This is a genomic window from Aestuariimicrobium sp. G57 (assembly GCF_050110855.1).
In the GTDB taxonomy this organism is placed as follows: Bacteria; Actinomycetota; Actinomycetes; order Propionibacteriales; family Propionibacteriaceae; genus Aestuariimicrobium.
The window spans coordinates 230,259-241,261 of the sequence record NZ_JBNINW010000001.1 but is presented as its reverse complement, the minus strand read 5'-3'; the positions used below and the strand labels follow the sequence as shown (position 1 = coordinate 241,261).

The window sequence follows — 11,003 nt, the reverse complement described above, 5'->3', positions numbered from 1 at the left end:
CGACAGCCAATTAAAAGGATCTTCCTCCAAATTATTCAGGAGTCCGTCATGGTTGAAAGCGCAGAGCAGCGCCAGGTGCCCGGAGCGGCACGGGTGCTGACCATGTCGACGATCGCCTTCACGCTGATGTTCGCCGTGTGGCTGATGTTCGGCATCCTCGGCAAGCCCATCCAGGCCGAGTTCGGACTCAGTGATGTCGAGCTCAGCTGGATCAGCGCCGTCGCGGTGCTGAACGGGTCGATGTGGCGGCTGCCGGCGGGCATGCTCGCCGACCGCATCGGTGGCCGCAGGGTCATGCTGGTGATGCTGGTCGTCGGTGCCGTCGCCGCCTTCGCGGTGAGCTTCGCCAACAGCTACCCCATGCTGCTGGTGCTGGCCTTCCTGGTCGGCTTCGTCGGCAACAGCTTCTCGGTCGGCGTGGCCTGGAACAACGCCTGGTTCAGCCCGGGACGCAAGGGGTTCGCCCTCGGGGTCTTCGGCGCCGGCAATGTGGGCGCCTCGGTCACCAAGTTCATCGGTCCGCCGCTCATCCTGGCCACCGCGGGTGCCACGTACGGCCTCGGCATCGTCGGTGGCTGGCGCCTGATCCCGGTGATCTACGCAGTGCTACTGCTGGCCTGCGCCGTGGCCATGTACTTCGTCACCCCGCGCCACGACCACGTGCCCGGCGCCTCGAAGACCATCGCCGAGATGCTGGTGCCGCTGCGCGATGTGCGGGTGTGGCGCTTCGCGCTGTACTACGTGGTCGTGTTCGGTGCCTATGTGGCCCTGTCGGCCTACCTGCCGGCGTACTACGTCGACAACTTCGGCGTGAACCTCACCACCGCCGGATTGTTGACCGCCACCTTCATCTTCCCGGCGTCACTGCTGCGGCCGGTGGGCGGCTGGCTCAGCGACCGCTGGGGCGCCAGGCGCGCCATGTACTTCACCTTCTTGGTGATGCTCGCGGCGTCCGGGGTGCTGATGATGCCCAACGGCCACATCGTGCTGTACCAGCCGGACGGCAGCCGTGCCGAAGTCATGCATTACACCATCAGCCTGTGGGGCTTCGTCGCCCTGGTGTTCCTCATCGGCTGCGCGATGGGTATCGGCAAGGCCGCGGTCTACAAGCACATCCCCACCTATTTTCCCGACAATGTCGGCTCGGTCGGTGGACTCGTTGGCATGCTTGGTGGTCTCGGGGGATTCTTCCTGCCCCCGATGTTCGCCTATGCCAAGCAGCTCACCGGTATGGCGAACTCCACTTTCGCGATCCTGTTCCTTGTCACGGCCATCTCGTTGGCGTGGATGCACCTGACGATCCACCGCATGCTGCACGCCGAATCACCGCACCTCGAGGACGACATCGACGTCCCCGCCTCACCCACCAGCCCCACATTCGCCCCGGCACTCGACCCCTTCCGTGAGGAGACCCGCGCATGAGCACCAACACCACAGACGTCCGCTCAGGCACTGAATGGCTGACCAGCTGGGACCCCGAGAACGAAGAGACGTGGGACAAGAAGCTGGCCTGGCGCACGCTCTGGATCACCACGTTCAGCCTGACCATGTGCTTTGTCGCCTGGTTCCTGCCGAGTGCGATCATCCCCAAGCTCAACTCCATCGGCTACACGTTCAGCAAGGGCCAGCTGTACTGGCTGGCGGCCACCCCAGGACTCGCCGCCGGACTGTTGCGGCTGTTCTGGATGGTGCTGCCGCCCATCATGGGCACCCGCAAGATGGTCACCCTGACGACGCTGCTGCTGTTCTTCCCCGTGCTCGGCTGGGGGGTGCGCACCATGCTGCCCGGCACCGCGCCCTATTGGGAACTGCTGGTGCTGGCCTTCCTGGCCGGCATCGGCGGCGGCGCGTTCTCTGGCTTCATGCCCTCAACGTCCTACTTCTTCCCCAAGCGCCTCTCGGGCACCGCTCTGGGCCTGCAGGCGGGCATCGGCAACTTCGGCGTCTCGCTGGTGCAGCTGCTCACGCCCTGGATCATCGGTTTCGGCATGTTCTGGTGGCTGGGCATCAGCCAGAACATGAAGGTCCCCGGGAAGCCCGACCAGCAGGTCTGGTACCAAGCGGCATCATTCATCTGGCTGCCCTTCATCCTGATCGGGGCCTTCCTGGCCTGGCGCTACCTCAAGTCGGTGCCCATCAAGGCCAACGTGCGCCAGCAGTTCGACATCTTCCGCAACCAGGACACGTGGTGGATGACCCTGCTCTACATCATGACCTTCGGCACGTTCTCGGGGTTGTCGGCCCAGTTCGGCCTGCTGATGAACAACCTGTACGGCGCGGGCAATGCCCAGATCGTGCAGGGGTCCGGGGCGAGCGCACAGATCCTGATCGCCGGCTATGACGTGCCCGATGCGGCGACCTATGTGTTCCTCGGCCCGCTCGTCGGCGCCGGCGCTCGCGTGCTGTTCAGCCCGCTCACCGACAGGATGGGCGGCGCCATCTGGACCCTCGTGTCGGGTATCGGCCTGATCGGGTCGATCTGGTGGACGATCGGCGGACTGACCCCCGACCTCACCTCGGCGGCCACCCTCGAGGCGGGCTTCGAACGGTTCCTGTGGGGCATGCTGCTGATCTTCCTGTTCAGCGGCATCGGCAACGCCTCGACGTTCAAGCAAATGCCGATGATCTTCGAGAAGCGCCAGGCCGGTGGCGTCATCGGCTGGACAGCCGCCATCGCCGCCTTCGGCCCATTCCTGTTCGGCATCGGCCTGACCACGCTGGGCGTCGTACCGTTCTATTGGATCGGCGTGGCCTGGGCCGTGATGTGCACCGGGATCACCTGGTGGCGCTATGCGCGTCCGGGGGCGCCGAAGAAGAGCTGACTCAGGTCGAGATGTCCTTGCCGGTGAAACGCGCCCAGGCAAGGCTGGTGAACACCACGATGTAGCCCAGGGCCACCAACGCGCCCGTGCGCATCGTGGACCAGTGGATCGGGTCACGCATCACGTCGAGGAAGGCCTGCATGCGGTGGGTGAGCAGCCACGGGTGCAGCCAGTCGAGCTGGTTGACCGTGAGCAGGATCCACATCAGCACCACGACCACCATCACGGCGACGGTCACGGCCATCGGCTGGTCGACGAGCGTCGAGAAGAACAACCCGATGGCCGCGATGGCCCAGAGCATCAGGCAGACATAGCCGCCGGCGATCACGAGCCGCCACAGGGTCTGCCCGTAGCTCATGGTGGTTCCCGAGAGACTGGCCGAGGTGCCGCCGCCGAGCACGATCGTGCCCAGCACGGCGCCGACCACGAGCACGATCACTGTGCCGATGACCGCGCCGACCATCAGCGAGAGGTATTTCACCGCCAGCAGGCGCGTGCGTCCGACGGGCACCGTGAGCAGGTAGCGCAGGGTGCCCTGGTTCGCCTCGCCGGCGATTGAGTCACCCGAGAGCATCGCCACCGCGAGCGGCAGGAACATGGCCGACTCGGCGATCAGGGCCAGCATGGCCACCACGAGGCCGTTGGTGACCCCGCCGATGGCTTCGGACATGCCGCCGCTGCGGGAGTCCTGCCACATGCCGATGGTGACCATGATCGGGAACAGGGCCAGCACCCCCATGCCGATGCGGTTGCGCCACTTGCTCAGCATCAGCTGCATTTCCGAGCCGAACAACCGCCAGAACGACCCGCGGTGGCGGCGGACCTCAGTCGACATTGAAGCCCTCCCCTGTGAGCTCGACGAACAGGTCTTCGAGGCGGTGGCCGGTGGTGGTGAACGAGCGCACCCGCACGTCGGCCGCCACCAGGGCCCGCACGAGGTCATCAGGTGCCACCTCGCCCGCGTCGGCACGCACCTCATGGCCGTCGACCTGGATGCCGACCAGCCCGGACGCCGCAAACACCCCGCGCGCAAGGTCCGGGTCGGGGGTCTCGAGACGCACCTGGCCCGTGGCCTTCGACTGCAACCCCTCGAGGGAGTCCTGGGCCACCAGCCGCCCATGGCTCATGACCCCGATGTGGGTGCACATCTGCTCCACTTCACTGAGCAGGTGGCTGCTGACCAGCACGGTCGACCCGTCGTCGGCCAGTGACGTGACCAGTCGGCGCATCTCGCGCGTGCCCTGCGGGTCGAGACCGTTCGTGGGTTCGTCGAGCACCAACAGGTCGTGCGGGCGCATCAGGGCCGCTGCGATGCCCAGGCGTTGGCGCATGCCCATCGAATAGGCCTTGAACTTCTTGTGGGCCGCGGCTTGCAGACCGACCCGCTCGAGGGCCTCGCCGATGCGCTGCTTGCGGGTGCGCGGGTCGGCAGTGGCATCAGCCATGTCGAGCCTGCCGAGGTTCGCCCGTCCACTCAGGTGGCCATGCATCGCCGGGCCCTCGACCATGGCACCCACCCTGGGCAGCGCCAGGATCACCTGGTCGGGGACCATGTGCCCCAGCACGGTGGCGGTGCCCGCCGTGGGCATGATCAGGCCCAGCAGCATGCGGATCGTCGTCGTCTTGCCCGAACCGTTGGGCCCCAGGAAGCCATAGACGGCACCGGCCGGCACAGCCAGGTCGATGCCATCGACGGCGTTGCGCTTGCCGAAGCGCTTGGTCAGTCCGGTGCTGGCGACGGCGTGCTCGGGCGCAGGTTCGCTCACGAGAGGGCTGCGTAGAGCAGCGAGGGCTGCACCGGGCCGACGGCCAGACGGCCGTCGTCGGTCAGCACGACGCTGAACAGCGCAGTCTCGAGCAGCTTGCCCTTGCCCCAGGCGCCGCTGACGTCACGGAACTGGCCGAGCAGCTGTGCCACGGTCGGGTCGGTCGTGTCGAGCGTGCCGGCGGGGACACTGGTGACGTGCACGACGGTCCAGCCCTCGCCGACTGTCTTCGACGAGGCCGGCTTGTCCTGGGTCTTCGGCGTGGTGTTGGGGTCGGGGGTCTTGCCCGACTCGTCCTTCTGCTGCGCAGCCTTCTGCTCGGCCGTCAACACCTTGGCATCAGCCGGCGGGGTGAACTGGAAGTTCGCCGGGTCGGGATCGGCGTAGGTGATGCTCGTGTAGCCGATGTTGACCGCGGGGGTGGTGGCCCCGGTGGCCGTCACGAGCACGCGCAGCGGCAGCTTGGTCTCGGCGTCGATGGCCAGCAACACCTTGGCGACCTTGCTGCCCTCAGCCTTGGGCGTCAGCACCAGCTGGTAGGCATCACGCCCGGCGACCGTGGTGGCCGAGTCCGTGGTCACGGCGGTGGTGGGCTCGATGGCCGCCAGCACCTTCTTGGCAGCCGCGTCCGGGGTGATGGTGGGCGTCGTCGAGGGGGACGGCCGCTTCTGCGTTTCCGTGTGGGTCGTCTTGACCGCCTCACGCGTCTGGCTGTTCCACACCCAGGTGACCTGCGGGTTGTGGATCACGTTGATCTCGTCCGAGCCGTTCACCTTGGCGACGCGGAACGAGTCGGAGCCATTGGTCCAGAGCTTCCAGGTGTGCTGGCCCGTGAGCAGGGTCAGGGGTGACAGGTCACCGGTCGAGCCACCGCCGATGTTCGGCAGGGTCGGCAGGCCCAGGTTCATGTCCTGCTGCACGGTGCCCGACAGTGGGCGCGGCTTCGCCGTGGCCAGGTCGGTCAGCAGCTGTTCCGCGGTGCGGGGCGGCAGGCCGGGGTCGGCCTGGGCAAGTCGTTGGGTTGCGGCGGGGACACCGGCGACCAGCGCGAGGGCGGTCAGTGGCACGAGCCAGCGAAGACGGGGATGACGCTGCAGCACACTCATGGTCCAATTCTTGCTCGCAGCGACGCGAAAAGCATCAGACCCGGGTCTGGTTGGGGGATTGTTCGGGGTCGCCCGGGGTGGTACCGGACGCCTGGTCCTGCTCGTCCCACACCCGGCTGAGCCACAGGGGCAGGACGAACCAACCGGCGGTGAACGCGACCACGGCGAGGCCGCCCGCCCACCAGCCCGAGGCGGGCGAGAGCACGACGCTGAAGATGAACCCGAGCACCACACTCATCGACAGTCCCAGCATGGCCAGCCCCAGTCGCGTGAAGACATGGGCCAGCTGCACCACTTGCTGCTTGTGGCGGCGGTGGAACGCCGCCCGGTGCACCCCGACCGGCGCGATCAGCAGCAGCACGGTCAGCACAGCGAGGGCAAGGCCGACCAGGTAGGTGATGAGCTGCGCGCGGGAAAGCTCGTCGAACCGCGACTGGAAGGGCAGGATCAGCAGGAAACCGGCGAGGATCTGTGGACCGGTCTGCAGCACGCGCAACTCCTGCAGCAGGTCGCCCAGATTGCGGTCCCAGCCCTCGAGCGGGGTCTCATGGCGGCCTTGGTCGGGCGCAGCTTCCATCACCCCAACCTATGTCACGCGGGCCCGGGTCCCTAGTATTCGTGGCATGACACCTCAGCGTCGCCTTGGACAGTTCACCGTTTCAGCCATCGGGTACGGGGCCATGCCCCTGTCGTTGCGCAACGGGCCCATCGTGGATGAGTCTGCCGCGATCCGCACGATCCATGCGGCGCTCGACGCCGGCATCACCCTGGTCGACACCGCCGACATCTATGCCCCGACGTGGGACACCATGGGCCACAACGAGGCACTCGTTGCCAAGGCCCTGCAGCAGTGGGGCGGCGACCGCGACAACGTCGTGGTGGCGACCAAGGGTGGTATCGCCCGGTACGAGGGCGAGGGCTGGGGCCGCAACGGGTCGGCCGAGTACCTGCGCGGGGCCGTCGAGAAGGCGCTGCGCCTGCTGGGGGTCGAGGCGATTGACCTGTTCTACTGGCACCGTCCCGACCGCACCCGACCGTATGCAGACGGCGTCGCGGCGCTGAAGCAGCTCAAGGACGAGGGCAAGATCAGGGAGGTCGGCGTCTCGAACGCAAATGTCGAAGAGATCCAGGTCGCCGTCGAGGTGCTGGGCGAGGGCGGGCTCGCGGCCGTGCAGAACGAGTTCTCGCCACGGTTCAACCACACCTCGTGGCAGGAACTGCGCTGGTGTGGTGACCGCGGGATCGCGTTCGTGCCGTTCTCGCCGCTGGGGGCCGGCCATTACGCGAAGGGGCTGGGGGACCGGTTCCCCGAAATCCGTGCCGTGGCCCAGAACCACGGCGTCAGCCCGCAGCAGGTGACACTCGCCTGGGAACTGGCGCTCGGCGACCATGTCATCCCGATCCCCGGCGCCACCCGCGCGGAGTCGATCATCGACTCGGCGAAGGCGATGGACCTGCAGCTGACCGAGGCAGAACTGGACGTGCTGAACGCGCGGCTGCTCACGGAGTGACGGCCACCCTGCAGGTGCGGTTAGGCTCGGGGCATGGCTGATTTCTGGTTGACCGGCAACCCCGACGCCGACGCCCTGCTGGCGCGCAATGACAACGCCCTGCTGTGCGGCATGCTGCTCGACCAGCAGGTGACCATGGAGAAGGCGTTCTCGGGACCCGCGGTGCTGGCCGAGCGCATGGGTGGCTTCGACGTGGCGAAGATCGCTGCACTGCCTGCCGACGAGTTCGTGGCCATCGCCAGTGTGGCGCCGGCGATCCACCGGTTCCCCGGGTCGATGGGCACCCGGCTGCACCAGTTGTGCACGGTGCTCGTCGACGAGTGGGACGGCGAAGCCGCCAACCTCTGGCGCGGCCCCGACGGCGCGCTCGTCGACGGCGCCACCGTGCTCAAGCGGCTGAAGGCGCTGCCCGGCTTCGGGCAGCAGAAGGCCCAGATCTTCCTGGCGATGCTCGGCAAGACCCGCGGCCTCCACCTGCCCGGCTGGCAGCAGTCGGCGGGTGACTACGGCCAGCCCGGCTTCCGGTCCGCCGCCGACATCAGCGACCCCGAATCGCTGGCCAAGGTGCGCGCCACCAAGAAAGAGGCCAAGGCCGCGGCGAAAGCTGCAAAACTCGGGTGAGGCTCGTCGTCGCCGCCATCCTGGTCGACGGGCATGGCCGGGTGCTCGCGGCCCAACGGGCCTACCCGGCCCAGCTCGCGGGCAAGTGGGAGTTCCCGGGCGGCAAGACCGAGCCGGGGGAGTCTGCCCGTGAGGGGCTGGTGCGCGAGATCGGCGAGGAACTCGGCATCGAGGTCACCCTGGGTGACGAACTGCCCGGCCCCGACCACGGCCACTGGCCCATCAACGACCACCTCGAGCTGCGCGCCTTCTTCGCCACCAGCCAGTCCGACCCAACCGTCGGTGACGACCACCACGACCTGTGCTGGGTGGCCCCGGACGACCTCGCGGCGCTCGACTGGTTGCCCGCAGATGTCGCGCTCGCGGCTGCCGTGTATGCCACGATGACACCATGACGGCTGCCTTCCGCTCCGCCTACCACCACGGCTTCGTCCGGGTGGCGGCGACCTCGATGCCCATCTCACCCGCCCAGCCCGAGGCCAACGCCGCCCGGGTGGTCGAGGCGATCAACCACCTGCACGGTGAGTCGGTCGGGCTGGTCGTCTTTCCCGAACTGTCGATCACCGGGTATGCCATCGACGACCTGCTGCTGCAACAGCCCCTGCTCGACGCCGCGCTGGCCGCGATCGAGACCGTCCGGGTCGCCACCACCGACAAGCTGCCAGTCGTCGTCGTGGGCGCCCCCCTGGTGTGGCGCAACCGGGCCTACAACTGCGCGGTCGTGCTGCACCGCGGGGCCGTGCTGGGTGTGGTGCCCAAGTCGTACCTGCCCAACTACCGCGAGTTCTATGAGCGGCGATGGTTCGCGCCCGGGGACGACGTCCGCGGTGAGACGATCCAGCTCGGCGGCGAGCAGGTGCCGTTCGGCAACGACCTGCTGTTCGAGGCCCGTGACAACCCCGACTTCGTGCTCGGCGTCGAGATCTGCGAGGACATGTGGGTGCCGGTGCCCCCGTCGGCGCAGGCCGCGCTGGCCGGTGCCACGGTCCAGGTGAACCTGTCGGCCTCGCCCATCACGATCGGGCGCGCCGAAGACCGGCTGCTGTTGGGGCGCTCGGCGTCCGCGCGTTGCCTGATGGCCTACCTGTACGCGGCCGGGGGCACCGGCGAGTCGACCACCGACCTTGCCTGGGACGGCCAGACGTTTATCTTCGAACTCGGCGACCTGCTGGGCCAGTCCGACCGGTTCAGCCAGCAGCCGGTGGCCACCATCGCCGACGTCGATTGCCGCCGCATCCGCGCCGAACGCGTGCGCCAGGGAAGCTTCGACGACAACCGGCGGGCGCTGGCCGGGGTGGTCGATGACTACCGTCGGGTGTCGTTCACGCTCGACGCGCCGCGCGACGACATCGGGTTGCGCCGCCATGTCGACCGGTTCCCGTTCGTGCCGGACGACCCATCGCGGCTGGCGCTCGACTGCTACGAGGCCTACAACATCCAGGTGGCAGGACTCGAGACCCGGCTGCGGGCCATCGGCGGTGACAAGCCTGGCGGCGCCCGTCCCGTCATCGGTGTCTCGGGAGGGCTCGACTCGACCCATGCGCTGATCGTCTGCGCCCGGGCCATGGACCGACTGGGCCGCGACCGCAGCGAGATCCTCGCCTACACGATGCCCGGGTTCGCCACCACCGAGCACACCAAGTCGAATGCCCAGAAGCTGTCCGAACAACTCGGTGTCACCTTCGAGACGCTTGACATCCGCCCGGCAGCCACCCAGATGCTCAAGGACATGGGCCACCCATTCGGTAGCGGCGAAGAGGTCTATGACGTCACGTTCGAGAACGTGCAGGCAGGCCTGCGGTATGACTACCTCTTCCGCATCGCCAACCAGCGAGGCGGCATCGTGGTGGGCACCGGCGACCTGTCCGAGCTGGCGCTGGGCTGGTGCACCTACGGCGTGGGTGACCACATGAGCCACTACAACGTGAACTCCGGCGTGCCGAAGACGCTGATGCAGCACCTGATCAGGTGGGTGGTCAGCGAGAAGATCTTCGCCGACGACGTCAATGAGACGCTGCTGTCGATCCTGGGCACCGAGATCACCCCCGAGCTGATCCCCACCAAAGAGGGCGAGAAACCGCAGTCGACGCAGGATTCGATCGGGCCCTATGCGCTGCACGACTTCGCCCTGTACCAGCTGCTGCGTCTGGGCAGCGGTCCGGGGCGCACTGCCTTCCTCGCCTGGCATGCCTGGCATGACATCGACGCGGGGCAGTGGCCCGCCGGGTATCCAGACCACGAGCGCACCGAGTATGACCTGGCGACGATCCGCCAGTGGCTGATGACCTTCCACAAGCGGTTCTTCTCGAACCAGTTCAAGCGCTCGGCCATCCCGAACGGGCCCAAGGTGCTGGCCGGTGGTGCGTTGAGCCCGCGTGGCGACTGGCGGATGCCCTCGGACGTGTCGTCGGCCGCCTGGCTCGCCGAGCTCGAGCGCGAGGTGCCGCAGGCCTGAGCAGCATAGGGTGGGAGCCATGGCCCTGACGTACGAGAACGTGCTGGACGATTCCATCCTGCTGCACCTGGAAAACCATCTCGCCTTCGCAGACTTCATCGATGCACAGACCGGTGGCGGCAGTGACCAGGCCAAGGTCGACCTGGACCGTCGCCAGATCACGTTCCTGCCACGACTGGTCAAGCGCAACGAGGTGGTCGTGCCCATGCACATCGCGGCTGTCGTCCAGGCCGATCCGGCGGTGGCCAGGTGGGCGTGGGCCATGCCCGAGTACGCCGAGAAGCCGATCTCGATCCTGTCGTCGCGCGTGCGTGACTTCGGGACCGGGCAGGGCATCGCGCAGCTGGCCGAGGCCGAGCACCCGGTGCCGGACGGCCAGGTGGCCACCCATCCGCTCGCGCTCGCGGCCGTGGCGTGCCGCATCACCGGCATGCCCACCGCCCACCTGGTCCCGGCCGGTACCGCCCAGGTCGTCCTGCTGCTCGACCCCGCCGGGTTCATGCCCCCGGCACCCACGGTCGCCTCGGTCACGGCGCTGGTCGGCAACGCGACCGGCACCGGCCTGGTCAGCGACGCGCGTCGGGCGGTGCAGGGCTATGCACAGGGACGAGGCATCAGCTACCAGTGGGGTGAGGGTTTCGGCTCGCTGCAGTTGGCGGTGCAGGACGGCACCGTGACGGTGGCCTTCGGCGAGGACGGCGCCCCGCAGGTCGTGGGCTGAA

11 protein-coding genes are annotated in these 11,003 nt (G+C 67.8%); 7 read left to right on the top strand and 4 right to left on the bottom strand.

The window, feature by feature from the left end:
- Positions 1 to 48: 48 nt before the first annotated feature.
- Positions 49 to 1,422 (top strand): MFS transporter, encoded by a 1,374-nt coding sequence (locus tag ACQCX5_RS01130; RefSeq protein ID WP_434540184.1) that lies wholly within the window; start codon positions 49 to 51, stop codon positions 1,420 to 1,422.
- Positions 1,419 to 2,822 carry an MFS transporter gene (locus ACQCX5_RS01125; protein WP_434540183.1) on the top strand — a complete coding sequence of 468 codons (1,404 nt, stop codon included), beginning with the start codon at positions 1,419 to 1,421 and terminating at the stop codon, positions 2,820 to 2,822. Before ACQCX5_RS01130 ends, ACQCX5_RS01125 begins: the two co-directional genes overlap by 4 nt.
- 1 nt (position 2,823) lies before the next feature.
- Here the strand turns inward: ACQCX5_RS01125 and ACQCX5_RS01120 are convergent, their stop codons facing one another.
- From ACQCX5_RS01120 to ACQCX5_RS01105, 4 genes are read right to left on the bottom strand one after another with little or no spacing between them, the layout of a single operon-like run.
- Positions 2,824 to 3,657 (bottom strand): ABC transporter permease, encoded by an 834-nt coding sequence (locus ACQCX5_RS01120; protein ID WP_434540182.1) that lies wholly within the window; start codon positions 3,655 to 3,657, stop codon positions 2,824 to 2,826.
- Positions 3,647 to 4,588, bottom strand: coding sequence for an ABC transporter ATP-binding protein (locus tag ACQCX5_RS01115; RefSeq protein ID WP_434540181.1), 942 nt, complete (start codon positions 4,586 to 4,588; stop codon positions 3,647 to 3,649). Before ACQCX5_RS01115 ends, ACQCX5_RS01120 begins: the two co-directional genes overlap by 11 nt.
- The gene (locus tag ACQCX5_RS01110) at positions 4,585 to 5,694 is read right to left on the bottom strand and encodes a LolA family protein (protein ID WP_434540180.1); all 1,110 of its coding nucleotides are present in this window, start codon (positions 5,692 to 5,694) and stop codon (positions 4,585 to 4,587) included. Before ACQCX5_RS01110 ends, ACQCX5_RS01115 begins: the two co-directional genes overlap by 4 nt.
- A gap of 34 nt (positions 5,695 to 5,728) precedes the next feature.
- The gene (locus ACQCX5_RS01105) at positions 5,729 to 6,271 is read right to left on the bottom strand and encodes a DUF6328 family protein (RefSeq protein WP_434540179.1); all 543 of its coding nucleotides are present in this window, start codon (positions 6,269 to 6,271) and stop codon (positions 5,729 to 5,731) included.
- 46 nt (positions 6,272 to 6,317) lie between these two features.
- Here ACQCX5_RS01105 and ACQCX5_RS01100 point away from each other — a divergent pair, with 46 nt between their 5' ends.
- Genes ACQCX5_RS01100 through ACQCX5_RS01080 form a run of 5 tightly spaced genes read left to right on the top strand, consistent with a single transcriptional unit; the run spans position 6,318 to position 11,002 of the window.
- Positions 6,318 to 7,205: an aldo/keto reductase gene (locus ACQCX5_RS01100; protein WP_434540178.1), complete on the top strand. Its 888-nt coding sequence runs from the start codon at positions 6,318 to 6,320 to the stop codon at positions 7,203 to 7,205.
- A gap of 33 nt (positions 7,206 to 7,238) precedes the next feature.
- Entirely contained in the window at positions 7,239 to 7,826 is a 588-nt protein-coding gene (locus tag ACQCX5_RS01095) for an HhH-GPD-type base excision DNA repair protein (RefSeq protein WP_434540177.1), read from the top strand.
- Positions 7,823 to 8,221 (top strand): (deoxy)nucleoside triphosphate pyrophosphohydrolase, encoded by a 399-nt coding sequence (locus ACQCX5_RS01090; RefSeq protein WP_434540176.1) that lies wholly within the window; start codon positions 7,823 to 7,825, stop codon positions 8,219 to 8,221. The genes ACQCX5_RS01095 and ACQCX5_RS01090 overlap by 4 nt, the downstream gene beginning before the upstream one ends.
- Complete coding sequence (locus ACQCX5_RS01085; RefSeq protein ID WP_434540175.1) at positions 8,218 to 10,281, top strand: NAD(+) synthase; 2,064 nt, start codon at positions 8,218 to 8,220, stop codon at positions 10,279 to 10,281. Before ACQCX5_RS01090 ends, ACQCX5_RS01085 begins: the two co-directional genes overlap by 4 nt.
- A 19-nt stretch (positions 10,282 to 10,300) precedes the next feature.
- Positions 10,301 to 11,002: a DUF6882 domain-containing protein gene (locus tag ACQCX5_RS01080; RefSeq protein WP_434540174.1), complete on the top strand. Its 702-nt coding sequence runs from the start codon at positions 10,301 to 10,303 to the stop codon at positions 11,000 to 11,002.
- The last annotated feature ends 1 nt before the right edge of the window (position 11,003 follow it).